The sequence below is a fragment of the Salegentibacter chungangensis genome (assembly GCF_042678405.1).
Classification (GTDB): domain Bacteria; phylum Bacteroidota; class Bacteroidia; order Flavobacteriales; family Flavobacteriaceae; genus Salegentibacter_A; species Salegentibacter_A chungangensis.
Map to the genome: position 1 here is coordinate 2,217,997 of NZ_JBHTLI010000001.1, position 19,131 is coordinate 2,237,127.

General features: G+C 31.0%; 23 protein-coding genes. 21 read left to right on the plus strand and 2 right to left on the minus strand.

The features are described 5' to 3' along the window. Nucleotides 1-57: 57 nt before the first annotated feature. The 12 genes from ACFQ3Q_RS10115 to ACFQ3Q_RS10170 all read left to right on the plus strand — a co-directional run bounded on the left by ACFQ3Q_RS10115 (nt 58) and on the right by ACFQ3Q_RS10170 (nt 10,032). Entirely contained in the window at nt 58-480 is a 423-nt protein-coding gene (locus ACFQ3Q_RS10115) for a hypothetical protein (protein WP_380745340.1), read from the plus strand. 246 nt (nt 481-726) lie between these two features. Beyond that, nucleotides 727-1,398, plus strand: coding sequence for a hypothetical protein (locus tag ACFQ3Q_RS10120; RefSeq protein WP_380745353.1), 672 nt, complete (start codon nt 727-729; stop codon nt 1,396-1,398). A gap of 155 nt (nt 1,399-1,553) precedes the next feature. Next, nucleotides 1,554-2,120, plus strand: a complete 567-nt coding sequence (locus ACFQ3Q_RS10125; RefSeq protein WP_380745355.1) for a hypothetical protein — start codon at nt 1,554-1,556, stop codon at nt 2,118-2,120. A gap of 149 nt (nt 2,121-2,269) precedes the next feature. Beyond that, a complete protein-coding gene (locus tag ACFQ3Q_RS10130) occupies nt 2,270-2,860 on the plus strand; it encodes a hypothetical protein (RefSeq protein WP_380745357.1) in 591 nt (196 codons plus the stop codon). A gap of 151 nt (nt 2,861-3,011) precedes the next feature. Then, nucleotides 3,012-3,557 carry a hypothetical protein gene (locus tag ACFQ3Q_RS10135; RefSeq protein ID WP_380745359.1) on the plus strand — a complete coding sequence of 182 codons (546 nt, stop codon included), beginning with the start codon at nt 3,012-3,014 and terminating at the stop codon, nt 3,555-3,557. Between the two features lie 203 nt (nt 3,558-3,760). After that, the gene (locus tag ACFQ3Q_RS10140) at nt 3,761-4,642 is read left to right on the plus strand and encodes a DUF488 domain-containing protein (RefSeq protein WP_380745360.1); all 882 of its coding nucleotides are present in this window, start codon (nt 3,761-3,763) and stop codon (nt 4,640-4,642) included. Nucleotides 4,643-4,645: 3 nt separating this feature from the next. Further along, nucleotides 4,646-5,479: a hypothetical protein gene (locus tag ACFQ3Q_RS10145; RefSeq protein ID WP_380745362.1), complete on the plus strand. Its 834-nt coding sequence runs from the start codon at nt 4,646-4,648 to the stop codon at nt 5,477-5,479. A gap of 245 nt (nt 5,480-5,724) precedes the next feature. Further along, on the plus strand, nt 5,725-6,249 hold the full coding sequence (locus tag ACFQ3Q_RS10150) for a hypothetical protein (RefSeq protein ID WP_380745364.1): 525 nt from the start codon (nt 5,725-5,727) through the stop codon (nt 6,247-6,249). A gap of 921 nt (nt 6,250-7,170) precedes the next feature. Continuing rightward, nucleotides 7,171-7,803, plus strand: coding sequence for a hypothetical protein (locus tag ACFQ3Q_RS10155; protein ID WP_380745365.1), 633 nt, complete (start codon nt 7,171-7,173; stop codon nt 7,801-7,803). Between the two features lie 155 nt (nt 7,804-7,958). Next, the gene (locus tag ACFQ3Q_RS10160) at nt 7,959-8,468 is read left to right on the plus strand and encodes a hypothetical protein (protein WP_380745367.1); all 510 of its coding nucleotides are present in this window, start codon (nt 7,959-7,961) and stop codon (nt 8,466-8,468) included. A gap of 162 nt (nt 8,469-8,630) precedes the next feature. Next, nucleotides 8,631-9,380 (plus strand): hypothetical protein, encoded by a 750-nt coding sequence (locus tag ACFQ3Q_RS10165; RefSeq protein WP_380745369.1) that lies wholly within the window; start codon nt 8,631-8,633, stop codon nt 9,378-9,380. 154 nt (nt 9,381-9,534) lie between these two features. After that, nucleotides 9,535-10,032 (plus strand): hypothetical protein, encoded by a 498-nt coding sequence (locus tag ACFQ3Q_RS10170; RefSeq protein ID WP_380745371.1) that lies wholly within the window; start codon nt 9,535-9,537, stop codon nt 10,030-10,032. Between the two features lie 324 nt (nt 10,033-10,356). On the opposite strand, the gene ACFQ3Q_RS10175 is transcribed toward ACFQ3Q_RS10170, so the two are convergent. Both ACFQ3Q_RS10175 and ACFQ3Q_RS10180 read right to left on the minus strand, forming a co-directional pair. Beyond that, the gene (locus ACFQ3Q_RS10175) at nt 10,357-10,866 is read right to left on the minus strand and encodes a hypothetical protein (RefSeq protein WP_380745373.1); all 510 of its coding nucleotides are present in this window, start codon (nt 10,864-10,866) and stop codon (nt 10,357-10,359) included. Next, entirely contained in the window at nt 10,866-11,378 is a 513-nt protein-coding gene (locus tag ACFQ3Q_RS10180) for a hypothetical protein (RefSeq protein ID WP_380745375.1), read from the minus strand. The genes ACFQ3Q_RS10175 and ACFQ3Q_RS10180 overlap by 1 nt, the downstream gene beginning before the upstream one ends. A gap of 198 nt (nt 11,379-11,576) precedes the next feature. On the opposite strand from ACFQ3Q_RS10180, the gene ACFQ3Q_RS10185 reads away from it, so the two are divergent. From ACFQ3Q_RS10185 to ACFQ3Q_RS10225, 9 genes are all read left to right on the plus strand, one after another. After that, nucleotides 11,577-12,257 (plus strand): hypothetical protein, encoded by a 681-nt coding sequence (locus ACFQ3Q_RS10185; protein ID WP_380745377.1) that lies wholly within the window; start codon nt 11,577-11,579, stop codon nt 12,255-12,257. A 130-nt stretch (nt 12,258-12,387) separates the two neighbouring features. Further along, on the plus strand, nt 12,388-13,050 hold the full coding sequence (locus ACFQ3Q_RS10190; protein WP_380745379.1) for a hypothetical protein: 663 nt from the start codon (nt 12,388-12,390) through the stop codon (nt 13,048-13,050). Between the two features lie 153 nt (nt 13,051-13,203). Beyond that, on the plus strand, nt 13,204-14,373 hold the full coding sequence (locus tag ACFQ3Q_RS10195; protein ID WP_380745380.1) for a hypothetical protein: 1,170 nt from the start codon (nt 13,204-13,206) through the stop codon (nt 14,371-14,373). A 215-nt stretch (nt 14,374-14,588) separates the two neighbouring features. Next, complete coding sequence (locus ACFQ3Q_RS10200; protein WP_380745382.1) at nt 14,589-15,203, plus strand: hypothetical protein; 615 nt, start codon at nt 14,589-14,591, stop codon at nt 15,201-15,203. A 245-nt stretch (nt 15,204-15,448) separates the two neighbouring features. Further along, nucleotides 15,449-15,916 (plus strand): hypothetical protein, encoded by a 468-nt coding sequence (locus ACFQ3Q_RS10205; protein WP_380745384.1) that lies wholly within the window; start codon nt 15,449-15,451, stop codon nt 15,914-15,916. 175 nt (nt 15,917-16,091) lie between these two features. Then, entirely contained in the window at nt 16,092-16,775 is a 684-nt protein-coding gene (locus ACFQ3Q_RS10210; protein ID WP_380745385.1) for a hypothetical protein, read from the plus strand. Between the two features lie 162 nt (nt 16,776-16,937). Continuing rightward, nucleotides 16,938-17,537: a hypothetical protein gene (locus ACFQ3Q_RS10215; protein ID WP_380745387.1), complete on the plus strand. Its 600-nt coding sequence runs from the start codon at nt 16,938-16,940 to the stop codon at nt 17,535-17,537. A gap of 132 nt (nt 17,538-17,669) precedes the next feature. Beyond that, nucleotides 17,670-18,431 (plus strand): DUF6843 domain-containing protein, encoded by a 762-nt coding sequence (locus ACFQ3Q_RS10220; protein ID WP_380745389.1) that lies wholly within the window; start codon nt 17,670-17,672, stop codon nt 18,429-18,431. 117 nt (nt 18,432-18,548) lie between these two features. Continuing rightward, on the plus strand, nt 18,549-19,097 hold the full coding sequence (locus ACFQ3Q_RS10225; RefSeq protein WP_380745391.1) for an RDD family protein: 549 nt from the start codon (nt 18,549-18,551) through the stop codon (nt 19,095-19,097). The last annotated feature ends 34 nt before the right edge of the window (nt 19,098-19,131 follow it).

A 19,131-nucleotide genomic window follows, 5' to 3' on the forward strand; every position in this document is an offset into this window, starting at 1 on the left:
CCGCGTCCCCTACTCCGCCAACTGGCGATAACCGAGACCGTTGTGCAAAATATTTCAATGAAAAATATATACTTACTTACCTTCCTAATGTTCGCATATTTCAATTCTGCAGCTCAGAATTCCTCTTGTGAAAACTTTAAAACTGGGAATTTTATTATGCCTCCTGAAGAGGGATATTCAAGCGTTCGTATAGAAAGACATAATAATTATCAAATCGAAATACCTTTAAATGAAAAAGGTCTACCAGACAAAAACAAAGAAGAACAATATATTAACCTTGAGTGGGTTGATGATTGTACTTACATTGGTAAGTATGACGCAACTAAAATGGAATTAACTGAGTTTCAAAAATTCGTAAATACCAATGGTGGAATCAAAGTAGAAATGAAAAAGATAGAGAAAGGGTGTTTCTTTTATCTTTCAACTTTAACTATTGAAGGTGAAGAACAACGATTGGATGGAAAAATGTGTCTTGAATAATTCCTTGTTATAAAAATTATAATTGATTTATAAAGAGCAATAGAATATTGATTTCGATTATGATTCATCTATTGCGTTTTTAATTCGGAGTAGAAATACTTTGCACAACAACGGTTCATCGCCAATAAGCGGCACCGTTAGTAAGAAAATAATTAACTTGACCAACAAACCAATACTAAGCCGACAAATCCGCGTCCCCTACTCCGCCAACTGGCGATAACCGAGACCGTTGTGCATAATATTTATATGAAAATTCAACTTCTATTTTTTTTAATTCTAACTTCTTTCAAAGTTGCTAGTTCTACTCCTCAAATTCCAGATAAATTAATTTATCAAGGATCAGAATATGAATGGAATGGATATTCTCCAGCTGTTGATTTATTTAAAGAAAAGAAGTTTAAACCTCCAAAGGAAGCATTAGAAACAACAGCTAATTATGGAATTTTTCTTTATACATATTCAATAATTGATAATTGTTTGTATCTCACAGATGTAAAAATCTTAATTTCAGTAGAGAAAGATGGTGTGCCTCAACTTGATGAAAAATCAGTTTTCAAATTATATTTTCCGGATAATGATAAAGTACTGATGAAAAACTATTCAGGTTTGCAAGTTATTGGCTATGGTGATCAGATTAAAAGAAAAACTAAGGGTAGAATATTCTTTTATAATAAGGATTACTTTGTATTTGACATTAACGAGGGAATCTTAAATAAGACTTTAGATCTAAATTTTAAAAAATTTCAAAAACTAAAAAGGGAACAATTTGAAAAATTGAAAAATTCATCAGATTTCAATAAAATTAAAAACGACAATAGACAAAATTTGATTTATTATAATGAATTCAGAGATGAAAAATTTTCAATGGAGGAATACTTGGAAATGTATATTTTGGATAACTTAAAGCACCTTAGATAAATACTATGCACAACAACGGTTCATCGCCAATAGCCGGCACCGTTAGAAAGAAAACAATTAACTTGACCAACAAACCAACACTAAGCCGACAAACCCGCGTCCCTTACTCCGCCAACTGGCGATAACCGAGACCGTTGTGAGTAATTATTTCAAGAATGAGAATACTTCTAAAACTTTTGATTTTAATAATTCTGATAAGTTGTAAATCCACAAAAACAACAGAAAAAGAAGAGGAAAAAGTTCAAATAAAATATGAATCAGGAGAATTAAAATTAGAAGGATCTTATTCAAATGAATATTTACCAATATATAAACTTAGAATAGGTGAATGGAAAGAATTCTATAAAAATGGAAATTTAAAAAGCATTGGAAATTATAAGATTGGACAATATGAAGAATGTTGTACAGGTGGGGTTTGCGATGGATTTTATAATTATAAAATAGGTCAATGGACTTATTTTTATGAAAATGGTAAAACTAAAGCAGAAGGAAAGTTCGATACAGAAAAATTTCAATTAAATACATATTGTGAAGGTGGAGAAAAAATTTCGTTTGGTGTTATTAATCCAGAAAAATGGAATTTTTATGATAAAATGGGAAACAAAATGAAACCTAGTCAAAAAGATATCCAGGAAATAGAACAAACTAAAACAAATGGTGCATTCCCAGAATCAACATTTTCAGTTGACAAAGGAACCAAAAACATAATTTGGGAACAATAACTACTCACAACAACGGTTAATCGCCAATAGGCGGCACCGTTAGTAAGAAAATAATTAACTTGACCAACGAACCAATACTAAGCCGACAAAGCCTCGTCCCTTACTCAGCCAACTGGCGATAACCGAGACCGTTGTACACAATTATATTTATGAGAATTTTTCTACTAATTTTCTTATTTCTGACTTCTATTAATTCATTTGCGTGTGAATGTTCAGAATTACACAAAAACAATGTTGAGGAGTTTAAATCGGAAGTAGATTATATATTGATTGGAACAGTTATCGATCAATTAAATCCTGAAAAAACTGAATATTTAGATTATTCCTGGAAAAAAGATAAAGATGCCTATGACATTATTGTAAAGGTTAAAAAAGTCTTCAAAGGAAATATTCAAACTGATACACTTTACATTACTCAATTTTTTAATGGTGCCTGCTCTAGAAAATTTAGTGCCGGAAAAGATTACATCTTTACAGGAAAAGAAATAAAAAAATTCGTTGATCAGAATAAAGAATCTAAGACTGATTCCATTATAAGAAATGATTCAATCCCACCAATGATAATGACTAATACTCCACCGGAATATAAATTTGAAGAAGGAGTTATATACGATAATTTTGAAGATGGAACTGATAAATGGAATTCACTTTTGACAAAACATAAAATGATATGGACAAATCAATGTTATTCTTTTAATATTGACAGTAGTATTGGCCAATTATTAATCGAGAAAATATAACTGTGTACAACAACGGTTAACCCAAATTCGCGGTAACCGATATAATTTGACTAATTTTAGAAACTAACCTGGTCCAGAACACGCGGACTAATCCTAACGGATTAATCCGCTAACTTGTGTTAACCGAGACCGTTGTAGCCAATTTTTAAAAATGACATTAACTAAAAAGATTTTTATAGGAATTGTTACAATTATAATTCTGTTTACTGGATTTGTATTTTGGCTATATTTTGAAATAGTAAATGAAAATCAAGAAGACGAAAAATTTAACAATATTGAAATTTCCGAGAACTTGAATTTTGAAAAACCCATTCAATTTCTAACAAATCGACAAATAGATTCGTTAACGAAAATAAAAGTGAATGATGAAAAAATTGTTGTAATCGGAGATGGGTATAATGGGTACGATTTTTATATGTGGCATAAACCAACTGAAAAGGGAAAACTATATATTAAAGCATTTGAATTAACTAAAAATATACAATTATCTGAATTGGAATTAAATACTAGAACTGAGAGTGAGATATCTGAATTAGGAGAGAATTATAAACTTTACACTGGAAATTCACTGATTTATGAAGGAACTTTGGCTCACTATTATCCAGTCCGATTTGAATTATGGTTTAAACCAAAAAATTCGGGAATTGAAAAAAAATTAACTGAAAAAAAATACGTGATTGACGGTTGGGACAGATAAAAAACTGGCTACAACATCGGTTACGAGCAAATAGCGGGTATTCCAATGAAAAGATATATTTTAGATATCAAGTAAAAAAACAACAAAGCCGACAAGAACGTGTCCCTACTCCACGCCACTTGCCGTAACCAAGACCGTTGGCAGTAATGTTTAAACAAAAAAATATATTTTAAAGAGGATTTTTTAAATAATACCTTTGCAGTATGTTTTACAGAAGGAAAATAATATTGTCGCTACTGCAATTATTAGGTGGAGAGGTTGAAAAAACTAAGCTTCAAAAGCTATTGTTTTTATATAATCAAAGAAAATTAAAGCCTGAGTATGAATTTGTACCTTACAAATACGGCTGCTACTCCTACTCTGCCAAAGCAGACCTAAATACAATGGTCAAAAAAGAATATCTAATTGACATTGATAAGGGTTATCAAAAAAAAGATACTAAAGACTATTTAGCCACTCTCAAAACTGCAGACAAAAAATTATTGATAAATACTGTTAAGACATATGGGGATATGAGCAATGATGCTTTAATCAAACATACTTATATCAATTTCCCTTACCATGCAATTAAGAGTACAATTGCCAAACAAGTTTTAAGCGAAAATCTATATAAAAGAATTTCAAAAGCTATTCCATCACAAAAGGAAAAAGCTTTATTTACAATAGGATACGAAGGTATTTCTTTGGAAAATTATTTAAATAGATTAGTAAAGAATAACATCAGTTTACTAATCGATGTTAGAAAAAACCCTTTAAGTATGAAGTTTGGTTTTAGTAAAACCTTACTTAAAAGATATTGTGAAAGTTTGGGTATTAACTATTTACACATTCCCGAAGTAGGTATAGACTCAAGCCAAAGACAGAAATTAGAAACTCAAGCTGATTACGACTCACTCTTTGAGAATTACAAGAACACTACTTTAAAAGAGACTTTACAGAATCAAAATATTATTATTAAACTTGTAAATGAACATAAACGGGTAGCTTTAACATGTTTTGAAGCTGATATTTGTCAATGTCATAGGTTACCTTTAGCTAAATCAATTATTAACTTAGACCCTACTTTACATCTTGAGCACATTTAATTAATGGCAAGAACCAAAGTATTATTAACTGTAAATACATATCCTTTACCTTCTAGGAGCTATGATGAATTAGTTTGCACAGCAGGTATTTTAGAAGATGGTACCTGGATAAGAATTTACCCTGTTCCATTGAGCTTTTTACTTGGCCAAAGAAAGTCAGGTAAAATGGAGACTTTTAAATATAATTGGATAGAACTTGATCTAATTCAACGCTCTCAATCGAACGATTTTAGACCAGAGAGTTATTCTCCTAAACATTATGATTTCCGGGATTTAAAAATTTTAGAACACTTAGATACAAAATCTAACTGGTATTTAAGAAAACAAATATGCTTACAAAACGTCTATACGAACTTTAATCTTTTAATAGAAGATTCCAAAGCTCCAAAAAATAAATCTCTCGCTACTTTTAAACCTAGTAAAATTCTAGGAATGGATATAGAACCTGATGATCGAGAATGGAAAAATGAATGGACAGAAATAAGAAAGCAAGGCGATTTATTCAATCAGGAAAAAAACCCAGAGATTTTAGTTCCAAAATTACCATATAAATTTTTCTACAAATTTCAGGATGAAACTGGTAAGGTAAGACGTTTGATGATTGAAGATTGGGAAATTGGGGCACTTTATTGGAAATCATTAGGACAAACAGAAGGGAATGAAGCAAGAGCCTTAGATAAAGTAAGATTTAGATACGAAAAGGAATTTCTTACTAAAAAGGAAATTTACTTTTTTCTAGGTACAACAAAACAATGGCATATGAGGAGAGCATATAATCCGTTCGTAATAATCGGAGTATTCTACCCTAAATTGGATCTCCAAACAAAATTATTCTAAAAACACTACTGCCAACAACGGCTCATCGCCAATAACGGGTATCATTGAAAAAGTGTAATTTTAGAAACCAGGAAATAAAACAAATAAGCCGACAACTCCGCGTCCCAACTCCCGCAACTGGCGATAGCCGAGACCGTTGTGCGTAATTCAGAAAAATACGAACTCAATATTCCAACTTAAAAACTTCAGAATAAAGATTAACTATATTTGAAAGAATAAGCATACCAATTGACTGAAAAGAAGCAATGAATTTTTATTACAAATTAGCAGTTCTTATTCTAATCGATATTATAGTTATTTGGCTATGGGTCTACCAGATAGATCCTGATCCTAGTCTTTCTATTGGAATATTGTTATTAGTTCCATTTGTACTTATCTTAAATTTGATAATTGCAACGATATTATATTTTTTCAAGCGTAAAACATTTTCAAAATTATTTTTAATAAACTCGATAATTGCTTCAATTATAATGTTCCACTTTTTTAAAAAGGGAATAGATAGACATCAAGATAGAGTTTTAGAAAATTGGACTTTTCAAAAAGCAGATACAACTTTTTCTTTAATAAGATGGAAAGAAAGTAATCAATTTAGTATGTCATATAGTTTAAATCCAGGATCCTCTTGGGGCTTTTTAGATGGGAAATATTATAAAGAAAATAGTGATTGGATATTAATTGCTGATTCCTTAAAAATGAAAATAGCAAATGATAGTTTAATTGGATTTAGAAAAATTAGTGACACAATAGAAATGCAAAAAATTAATAACTAGAACTACGCACAACAACGGTTCATCGCCAATAAGCGGCACCGTTAGAAAGAAAATAATTAACTTGACCAACAAACCAATATTAAGCCGACAAAGCCGCGTCCCTTACTCCGCCAACTGGCGATAACCGAGACCGTTGCAAACAATGCCCAGAAAAATTCTGCTAGTAGAATAAAACGGACTAACCTCTCCCTAGATTAAATTAAAAAAGGTCATCACATTTACATAAATCAAATCATAACTGATTAGTGTAAAATAAAGATCTATCAAAACGATTAGAGTAGAAGAAATAATTAAGAGTATATCAGAGCTTGCCAATTTCGGAAGAAGCTTTTTGTAATTAATGACGATTGCCAAAAAAGTCAATAGTAGTACAATCACAATTTGAATTGTACTTAAATTCTTTTCTTCCTCGCAATAAACCCCAGAGATCATAAATAAAGAAAGAGCCAAATAGCTTATTGATAAAACTGATAAAATCAATTTCATTAGTCGATTCTTAATAGAGACAGCTCCAAAAAGAAAAATTAAACAAAGAATAATTGGAAGTAAATAGAAAAGCCAGGACAAATACTCGAATTGTAAAAACAATCGATTGAAAATGAAAAGATCAATAGTTATTACATAGAAAAACAGAACTATGAAAACTATCAATATTAATTCAAAAATGAATTTTAAATATTGGTTCAAAAAAAGAAAATTTATATTAATCGAATTTAGAAAAAAGAATCAACTAATAACAAGACTTCAAAAGAACTTAATTCTGGAAAGGCACAGTTAGCAACAACGGTTCATCGCCAATAGACGGTAGCGTTAGAAAGAAAATAATTAACTTGACCAACAAACCAATACTAAGCCGACAAATCCGCGTCCCTTACTCCGCCAACTGGCGATAACCGAGACCGTTGGCAAGCATTAAACGATATGATGAACTATAATAAGATTGTTTTCTTAATACTCCTAAGTTTAATATCAGTTCATTTAGAAGCTCAAAACAATTCAGATCATCTTGAACCGGTTTCCGGAATATTTGGCGATTATGATTTTGCTTTTGATTATCATACAAAAATTAGAAAAGTACTTCTTAAGGACCTTTCAGATTCTCCAGATTTAAGATTTATAACGCTACCATCCTTTTCTCCCGAATATGTACTGGATTTAAATTACGATAAGAAAAAAGAAGAGATTTATTTAATTTTTCGAGTTTGTAAATCCAAAATTTGGTACAATAAAAATTGGGAGAAAATCAAGGTTTTAGAATACAAGAAAAAAATTGACAAAGAACAATATGATTTAATAATGCCTTTATTTCAAAATGCTTTAAATGGAACTAGATATGCAGAGGAAGAGACAATAGGTTTTGATGGAACTGATTACTATTTTATAGTTTTTGATAATGGAATAAAAGCTGGAAAGATTTGGACTCCTAATGAAAAGTCGAAAATGGGCAGACTTGTAGAAATAGGAAATGAGTTGATAAAATTCACAAGAAACAAAGTCAAATTTGATAAAAACCTAAAAGACAAAATCGAACTCCTCAATAAGGAACTAAATTAACGCTTGCCAACAACGGCTCATCGCCAATAACGGGTATTGTCGAAAAAGTGTAATTTTAAAAACCAGGAAATAAAACAAATAAGCCGACCACTCCGCGTCCCAACTCCCGCAACTGGCGATATCCGAGACCGTTGTAAAACATTTTTTTTAGAAAATTGAAGGAATTAATAAAAAATAGAACTCCTGTTCATATTGACTTATATCCTAATAGAGATGAAGTCTATACAGGAATTTGTCTTAAATCGAATGATGAGATTTTCATATTGAATTGTTTTAATGAAGAAACTCAAGAATTTGATGGGTATGCGGTAATAAGAAATTATGAAATTGAAAAATATCGAGAATGGGATAAAGAAGAATTAGCGGAAATTAAAAACAACAATTCTTCCGACTTTATAAATAAGTTACCTCTCGATAAGATGAATAATATTTTTGAATGTTTATGCCAATTACAAAACGAAAAATTAGTAGCGATATATACAGAATCTGATGATGATTCTTATTTCGTTGGCCAGATAAAAAGTCTTTCCAAAAATAACTTAGAACTAAAGTTAATAGATGAAGATGCTAATTGGATTGGAAGAGAAAAGATAAAAATTAATGAAATAACTTATATCGGATTTGGTACTAGTTATGAGAAGAGCTTCGAAAGAAGAGTTGAGTAAAAAAAACGTTTCACAACAACGGTTCATCGCCAATAAGCGGCACCGTTAGAAAGAAAATAATTAACTTGACCAACAACAATATACTAATCCGACAAATCTGCGTCCCTACTCCGCCAACTGGCGATAACCGAGACCGTTAGGGGCAATTTTAAAACTGAAAATTTGCAAAAAGACACAACTTTAATTTCATTTTTATCAATATCAATTGCATATACAATTGGACTACTATATTTCACAATTGCTGAAACAATATTAAACGGTAGAGCAGATGATTTTGGAGTTATTATTTTTTGGTCTGCAATTTTCGAATTTGTCGCTTGGTTAGTTTTCCTAATCTATCCTTTAAAAAAATTAAATCTAAAAAGTAAGATTTTTAATCCCTTACTTTTCCCAATAATATCAATGATATATCTCGAATTAGTATTTATTCTAATGATAGGATGGGGATTTTTATTTTCTGGATATTATATTGTTTTAGAGGTAGCTGCAGTTGTAGGATATAGTTTTGGATTTATTTATGTATATCTGATTAAAAGCACAAGATTTAATAATTTTATAAGAAGACGTGAAATTAATAGATTGATAATTTTATACCCTTTTCTATTCATATTTCTATTTCTCTATGCATTTCCTAAAATTATGCCTTCGACTGCATTTAGATTTATGCCCGATGAAATTCAAGCTGATATTGTAGAGAAAACAATTCCTAATTTTAAAAAAGGAGATTCATTTGAAGATTTAGACAATTCCTTACCAGGATATTTTTCTCATATTGCTAATGGTCAAGGAAATTCATTTGCCTCTCACGGAGATTTTAGTTTCGTTATAGAAGTAAAAAATAATAAAATTTTGAGATTAGAACATTCTAAACAAAAGGATCCAGATTTTACAATTTATGGTAGTAACAATTAAAACTGCCCCTAACATCGGTTCATCGCAAATAACGGGTGTAGTCGAAAATGTGTAATTTTAGAAACCAGGAAGAAAAAGAGTTAATCCGACAGGTTCGCGTCCCAACTCCCGCAACTTGCGATAACCGTAACCGTTGTACACTATGTTTTTAAAAATGAGAATAGTTCTAATTTTTCTTCTCTTATTGATTATTTCTTGTAAAGAAAATAAGGAGCAAAATTCTGAGAACTTTAATGAAAGAAAAGAAAGAGCAGATAAATATAATTTGAATAAAAAAGCTGATTCTTCAAAAGATAATGAACCTTTTATCATTCTTGATGAGGAAAGCAAAAAGAAAATTGAATTAAATAAGCCTTCTATTATTGTTATTCAATTAGACTCACTTGAAATTGAAAGAGTTAAAAAAATCGACGGAGAAGATAATTTCTACACAGCAGCAGATGATATGGTTTGGTATAACTCAAAATTGATTGAACAATCTGATTCATTAAATATTCCAATTATTTATTCGAATAACGATTATACTGAAATTTCAGCTCCTAATCTGACAAAACGTATTGTCAAGGATTCAACTTTTTCCCTTTTCACATATTTCTATTACGATGGAAAAAATTTAAAAAGAGAAGAACTATTCAACTTGCTTAAAGAATAAAAACCCAGTGTACAACAGCGGTTCATCTCAAATTCCGGGTAATTGTGAAAAAATTGTAATTTTAGAAACCAGTAAAGAAAATGGTTAATCCGACAAGTCCCCGTCCCCATTCCCGCAACTTGCGATAACCGCAAACCGTTGTGCAAAATTTGGAAGAAAATTGTTGGTAAAAAGTTTAAAACTAGCTTATTAAATAACTTACCTAGAATTAATTCTTTTTAATTTAGTTGTCGAGAAAAAATTAAAGAAATGGCTAAAAGTTCTAAACCTAATTGCAATTCCAGCTCTTCTAAACCCAGAGTTTCAACAAGACCAAATACTACATCAAGTATAAGAACCTTCAATAAAGGAACTAATAAGAAGAACAATACTAAAAATAAGAAATGAAATTGCCATACACCAAATTGAGTTAAAGAACCTATTGACCATTTTTTCAATGGTAGATTCATTTTTAATCAGTGAATCATTATAATTCTCAATTTGGGTTGCCAATAGTTCTTTTTCAAGTTCTTCATCCTGGAAGTTATCAAAATATTCAACTAAAATTTTTGATGGCTGTGATCCGCTAAATTTAACAACATTCGGAAATAAATTCTTCCGAAGAACCAATATACTTATGGTGGAACCTATTAGAATGATTGAGTACTCAAAATTTGACTGAACCATTTGAATGAAAGCATAAGAAAATAAGGAAGAGTACAATGCAAATAATAAAAAAGACTTATTTGCATTTTCAGAAATAGACTTAAGAAGCTGATTTGCCATTTTATCTGCTTCGCTAAATATTAATTCTAAAGAATATCGAGTATGCTTATTAATATCAATTGGATTCACTATAATTGAGATTTAGCGGATAAAACTCGGTTATATATTTCAGTTAAATAGTTTCTAAAATGTTTCTCTCCTTTTTCCGTCAAAATTCCTAAAGGACAATAATTTTCATAACGAGTCAGAAAATTATTTAAATCTGTTTGAAACTCATCACTTTTCTTGTAGTCAGAATTATCAAACAAAATTACATTAATGAAACCTCTTGCAACATTATTGATGATTCTCAAATCATTATTAATGAAATTTGTTTCTTCTATAAATTCTCTGTTATTATAATATCCCAATAAATGAGAAATATGTCTAATGAACATATCTCCACGATACGGTTCATTAGGAGAAACTAAATAAAAGCTATTGTAATGATGATCAAATTTTAAAACGATATCAGAATTAAATCTTTGATTGAAATCATCTAAATTAAGACTGACAATTTCTAATTGTTTAGTGTAAAATTTAGAGTCATCTGATTGGATAATTGATTTATCGTATTGAATATTGTCACTAATCTCCGGCATAAAAATGTTTTAATCAAACTTACATATTTAAAAAGTAGAAAACCAAACTTTGCACAACAACGGTTCATCGCCAATAGACGGCACAGTTAGTAAGAAAACAATTAACTTGACCAACAAACCCATACTAAGCCGACAAATCCGCGTCCCTTATTCCGCCAACTGGCGATAACCGAGACCGTTGGGCATAATTTTGACAAAATGAAAAATTTAATCTTTGTAATTTTAATTGGTATTTCTAACCATACATTTTCGCAAACTATTGAAGATATTGATTCCGTATCAATCGTTATGTGCGATTATTTGAAAGAATTAGATATTGAAAATGATACTTTGAAAATATCTTCACTCTATGAAAAGCAACTCTTTCCTTATCTAGAAAAAGTTGATCAATCAAAATCTAAACAAATAGGTGAAAAGGTGTTTTATAGACTCCAACGGAACTGTGTTGAATTTAGAAATTTGTTAGATAGATTAGAACCACCAAAGGAAGCAGCAGTAAGAATAACTAAAAATCCAACTTCTACAATTTCTAAAAATCAGCTTAAGGAATTCAAGAATCAAAAGAATTTCTACTACTTTGAAGTTGACGGTGACACCACTAAAGTGTCAATGAATGAGGGAATTTGGAAAGATAAATTCTCAAATGAAACTTATTCAAAACTCACATACAATTGGGTTACTGATACTGAATTTGAGTTAACTTTTATCGACAGTAATAACAAAACCAGATCTAATTTTAGTGTAAAAGGAGATAAATATATTTATAAAGTATTATCTAAACAGGATAATTATTATTTAATGAGCTTAAATATTCCGGGGCAAAAGACTTTTGAGAAATTTAAATTATACTATAAAAAAACTATGCCCAACAACGGTTAACCCAAATTCGCGGTAACCGACAAAAATTGACTAATTTTAGAAACAAACCTGGTCAAGAACACGCGGACTAATCCTAACGGATTAATCCGCTAACTTGTGTTAACCGAGACCGTTGCCCATAATTTTAAAAATGAGAAGAGTCCTATTTCTAATATTTGTTTTTGGTTCTCAGTTAATTTTCGCTCAAAAACAAGAAGAAGTTATTGCTAATAATTCTAAACTAATTGTTTACGAAAACGCAAATAAAAATTCTAAACCTATAGATACAATTTTGAGAGATGAAGCTTTTCTAATAACAGAAAATCATCAAAATATATCAGAATGGATATTAGTAGATATACCGGAAAATAATTTAAATAGAGATGAAAGTTTCAAAAATGGTTACGTTCAAAAATCTCAAATAAAGAATATTTCTAGCTTACCTGTCTACAAAGAAAATGACATTGGCCTAATATTTAAAATTAAGAAGATAGATACTAAGAAGTCACTAGAAAAGGGAAATTCGGGATACGGTCTAGAAATTCAATTAACTGACTCCTTCGAAACAGAGGAAATGATCCTTAAATGGAACGAAAATCGTCAAGTCATTGATGCAAAGTATTACAACGACATTTTCAACTTAGATTTTAAAGAAGGAAAAATTAGCAGTGAGAATAACGATAAATTTAAAATATATAAACGTGGTAATACTTATTTCATAAATCAAAAATGTGGAGATGGAGCCGGATTTTATGAAATAACCTGGATAATACAAAAAGGTAGAATTATTCAAAGATTGATAGATACAATTTAAAACTATGGGCAACAACGGTTCATCGCCAATAAGCGGCAGCCTTAGAAAGAAAATAATTAACTTGACCAACAAACCAATACTAAGCCGACAACTCCGCGTACCCTACTCCGCCAACTGGCGATAACCGAGACCGTTAGCTGCAATATTTTTAAAATGACATTTGACTTTATAAACGATAATAAATTCCGGAAAATTCTAGAAAGAGACTATAACGAACTCAGAGATTGTTATAATGTAAAAGCCTCTAAATCCATTCTTATATTATCAGGAAGCATAGTAGAATCAGTTTTAACTGACTATTTCGTTGAAAACTTACCGACTGGTAAAACGGAAAATAATATTCTACGATCAAGCTTAGCTGACTTATTAGACTTAGCCGAAGCCGCAGATATAATCAATTCAAAGGACAAGCAACTAGCAGTAATAATAAAGGATTACCGAAACTTGATACATCCTGGGAAAGAAATTAGAACAAAAGAAGAATTTGATTTCGAGACTGCAAAATTGGCCAAAATACTTTTAGATATAATTCTTAGAAAGCTAAGAAATAATCATCTAAAAAAGTATGGTTATAATGCAGAAGAAACTTTGAAGAAACTAAAAAGTGACAGAGAGTTTAAAGACATTTTTGGAATGGTTGCAACCAAACTTCATAAGGTTGAAAGAGAAAATTTGCTATTTGAATTAATAAAAATCGAGCAGCTTTTAAAGTCATATTTCGAACATTACAAAATGATTTCAGATTATGATCCTGTGAATGAAATAAGGGATTTGGAAAACCTAGAAGAGGTAAAGCCCCTAGTTCAAGAACTAAAACCACTGCTATCTCCAGAAGTAATAAGAAAGGAATTAGAGGAATTAAAGGATGCCGTAATAAAAGGAGATAGTTTAAAAGCTTTTAGTTTATATAATTTATTCCACGAGGAACTAATCCAATTAGATAATACAGACCAAGAATTAATAGCCATTTACATATTATCACTATATGAATCAATTTTCACTGAATCAGTAATATTAGCAGATGAAAAAACCTATTCAACAGTCGGTAAATACATTCATTCAGCTAAAGGAATAAATAAATTGAAATCTATATCAGAATTTTGTATAGTTCATTTTGGTGGAGATGAATGGCAGCTTAGAAATGAAATGGATGTATACCAACAAATATTCAATTCTGTAAACACTGAAAATCAAGAAGAAATTAAAGCTTCAATTTTAGAATTTTTACCAGAAGATAAAGAGAAAACACTTAGATATGGACTAAAACACTTTTACAATGAAGCCGTCCTCAGGGGCATTATAGAAGAAAAATACAGCAGCTAACAACGGTTCATCGCCAATAAGCGGCACCGTTAGAAAGAAAATAATTAACTTGACCAACAAACCAATACTAAGCCGACAAATCCGCGTCCCTTACTCCGCCAACTGGCGATAACCGAGACCGTTAGCGGCAACTCAAAAGAACGACATTGAAACTATTCAACTTCATACAGAAGAAACAGTCGACTGACAAAACCCCAAATCAGATAATTAAAAATTTGATTGACTATTTACCTGCGATCTACAATGACCACAGACAATTAAAAAACTCAAATGACTTTTTGCAGCAAAACGAATTGGGACTTGCATTGGACAGTTTAATCCAACTGACCGAAGAAACAGGACATTACTTCTCTGACAAATATTGGCTTGACCTTGCAGTCGCTGCAGACAAAATGGAAATGAATAAAGAAAGAGACTTTTGTCGTCAACAGATTAGAAAAACTGAGAAGGATTTAAAATTCAAAATATCGTTCGGCTCGACAGTTGAGAAGATTGATGATACTCACTTTCAGCATTACACTTCAGAAATACTCAAGGACAAGTGGGCAAATGAAAGAAGAGAAAAGGACAATATAGACCAAATAATGAACAATGACGGACTTCATTTCAAGTCTCACGGACGCAATGGATTTTTCTATTTCGTTGACAAAGGAAGACTTGCAGAAATTGAATATGAATTGGGCGTAAACGGACTGGTAATTTGGTTCAACTCGACAGACTATTGGGCAAAACCAAACAAACTTCATTTAACAAGAGACGAGAAATTGATTATTAAAACTGAAATTGCTAAATGGGCCGACAAGACTAAAAATGCGATTGAATTTGACTGATGGAAAAATGAAAAAAGAGTATGCCGCTAACAACGGTTAACCCAAATTCGCGGTAACCGACAAAATTTGATTAATTTTAAAAACAAACCTGGTCTTGAACACGCGGACTAATCCTAACGGATTAATCCGCTACACTTGTGTTAACCGAGACCGTTGGCAACAATATGAAAAAAATAATTTTACATATCATAATTCTACTGACTCTGTTCAGTTGTAATAGCCGTTCACAGAAAAAGAAAAGTGAAATGAGAGAATCCAATCAATCTGAAAGAACTGATACGATTATTAATTATCGTACGGACGGGACAAAAGAGTTTGAAGTTCTAACAAAAAATGGATTAAAAAGTGGAAACGGATTTTACTTTGACCAAAATGAAAATATTGTGGGTTTTAAGCATTATGAGAAAGACACTCTAAATGGATATGGATTAATTCTCAATAAAGATACATTCCGCCCGAAATACTTGTATGAGACAAATAATGGAAAACGAGACGGAGTTATGATTGAGTTTTATGAAAATGGAGTTATTAAATCATTCAGAAGTGCTGACATTTTTAATGATAGCCAAAATATTAAATTCCACGAAAATGGGGCTATTAAAATGATCGGACAGACTAAAAAAGGAAGAGGTAACGGAACCGTTTATTATTTTGACGAAAATGGGATTTTAGAAGAAACTATAGAATATGAAAATGGAAATGTCAAAAAATAAAATACTGTTGCCAACAACGGTTAACCCAAATTCGCGGTATCCGACATAATTTGACTAATTTTAAAAACAAACCTAGTCTAGAACACGCGGACTAATCCTAACGGATTAATCCGCTCCACTTGTGTTAACCGAGACCGTTGTGAGCAAGCTCATTTCAAAATTGTAACATAAAACTATGGCTGACTTTACAAAATTTTCAACTAATCAATTACAGAATTCATTAAATGTAATTAGATATCAAAATATAAATGGGGCTACTCAAGAATTTGGAAATTTGTTAGAAAAAGAAATAGAAAAAAGAAATACTGATAAGAGCAAAAAACATTTTTATTCTTTAATAAAAAGGAAAGTTGCCCAAACATCAGTTGGTTCTTCAGCACTTAGAAATCAAGGAGCAAAGGGAATTATTGAAATTTCAAGAAACTATTTTGAAAATGAAATTGATTTAAAAGAATTTAAACAGCAACTATACTCTGATAATTTCAAAGAATATTTAGATAACAATACAATAAAACTGCGAAATTTATTTCCTATAAATGGTCAAAGTTGGGGAGCAGCAAGAAAAGGTTTAAATTTATTTTTAAGAGATGTTATTTACAATCACTACTTAAGAGAATATTTGAATATAAATTCAGATTCAATTAAACACCTTCAAAAACTAGAAGTTCCACTAGACAAAGATGTCGCAAAAGGTTTATATCAAGAAAAAGAGAATAAGAGTTTAAAAAGATGGAAATCTATTAAAAGTCTGGATCAAAATACAAGTGACAAATATCAAAATATCGCACTTTCTATTGCTGACAGAAAGGGAATTTTGAGAGTTCACCTTGATTTAGAATATTGGAGAAAAGCCAAATAATGAGCCGGCTCACAACAACGCATATCGCAAATGGCGGGTTTATTAGAAAAGAACTAAATTAGTTTCCATAATAAACAAAACCGGTAAGCCGACAAATCCGCATCCAAAACTCCGCGCCACTTGTCGTTATGCGAGACCGTTGGCAGTAAATTTTAACGATAAATGAAAAAATTATACTTTTTACCTTTTATAGCCCTATTCTTTGCTTGCGCTGAAAAAAATAACACCTCTAACGAAATGCTTATTGGCGCTTTTCAAACTTCAATTTCTTATAATCAGAATCAAATAGACCAATACTTACAAGAATTCCCACCGGAAAGTAATTATAAATATCAAGGTGAAATAAACAAACTAAGGTCTAAAACCAATTCTTACTTAGACTTTCTTGATAAGATAATTTCCGATATAGAAGACAAAACAAAATCAAGAGAAAACTTAAATAATAGGGATATCATAAATTCATATTTCTTCGGGGAAAATAATTTTGATAAGAGCTTCACTAAAGAACTAGAGCAATATGATAACAGTCTTCAAAAACTTGAAAAATCTAATGAAAACTTTAAAAGAGCAACTTATATTTTTCATTCTTCTCCAATACTTAATAGCAAGGCCGAAAAAATTCAATATGTAGAATATCACTTCAAGAATAAAACGCCTATTGAAGCGTTATTATATTTATATTATCTAAAAAGTCAAGCATTAATAATAGAGAAAGACTTTATTTTTCAATGTCTAATTAAATCTACTGCCAACAACGGTTAACCCAAATTCGCGGTAACCGACAAAATTTGATTAATTTTAGAATACAAACCTGGTCCAGAACACGCGGACTAATCCTAACGGATTAATCCGCTCCACTTGTGTTAACCGAGACCGTTGGGCACAATATGAAAAATGACCAATAGAACAAGTAACATTTTATACTACAGCGGACTAAGTTTGCTTGCAGTCGGTGCATTCGGACTGACTTTCGCCGCGTTCTTCGCAATCATCGGTTTACCCATATTTATTGTTGGATTAATCCTGATTTTAACCTCTCGAAAAAAGACTTGGAAAGCAAGACTGATTCCAATTGGACTTTTTATAATCGGAATTGTAGCTTTCTGGCCTATTTACAGAGCAATGAATACAGTCGGACCAGAAACTTTTCTAATTCCAGAAGATTATCGTGGAAGAGTAAATATTATTTATAAAGAAGGTTGCGGGATAAAACTTGAAAAATCCAAAGAGGGATTAGTTTATGAAATACCTAATGACGGAATACTAATTCTTGATAAGGAACAAAAATATGGTTTTATAGACCAGGAATATTATTTAGTTGATCAAAAAGGAAAACGGACGGAATTACCAAAAATGGACGTTCGAGATTTTAATGAGGAATGGACCGCGGAGAAAAATCCTGACGAACCACCAAGAGACAAGCTAGGTGTCTTTCATTGGGGTAGAACTGGAAGCTCGGGAATTGTTGTTAATGAAAATGGAATTGTAGACAATGAAGATGAGCAATATACCTTCAAAGAGTTTTATGTTTCAACATATAAAAACTTGTCAGAGAAATTCAACTTTAAGTATGAACGGAAATTTGATTCGATAAGGGATAGAAGAATAAAAAATTGCCATCAAAATACTGTGCCCAACAATGCATATCGCAAATAGGCGGTTGCATTAAAAAGAAAATAATTAACTTGATCAACAAATCAGGTCTTAAGCCGACAAGTCCGCATCCCTACTCCGCCAACTTGCGTTATGCGAGACCGTTGTGTGCAAGCTTTTATGAAAGAAAATAGAAATAAGAATATAGCCATCCGATTAGGATCAATGCTACTTGATCATTTCATTATGACGTTCAGTATTGTATTCCCAACTTTAATAATCGGAGGAATCGGGTTTATAATTAATAGAAACGCTTCCGAATCAAACTTATCTTCCGAATTTGGAATCTTTATGGGGATTGTAATGCTAATTATGTTTTCCGTTTATTTAAATAAAGATGCAATAAAAGGAAAGAGTCCAGGAAAAAGAATATTAGGATTTGTTATTGTCGACAACAAAACTGGTAAAATAGCAACTCCTGTTAAAGCTTTAATTAGAAATATTACTTTGGTTATATGGCCTATAGAGGTTTTAGTTTCAATTTTTTCTACTCAAAGAAGAATTGGAGATTATATTGCTGGAACAAAAGTAGTTTCTGGGAATATTGAACAAGAAGTGAAAATTAATAAACCACAAATACTTCTATCACTATTACTTGGAACTTTAATATTAGCAGGTATCTTTATTTTACAATTTTTGATAATTGGAGTAAATTTTCTGAACTGGTAAAAAGCCAGCACACAACAACGGTTAACCCAAATTC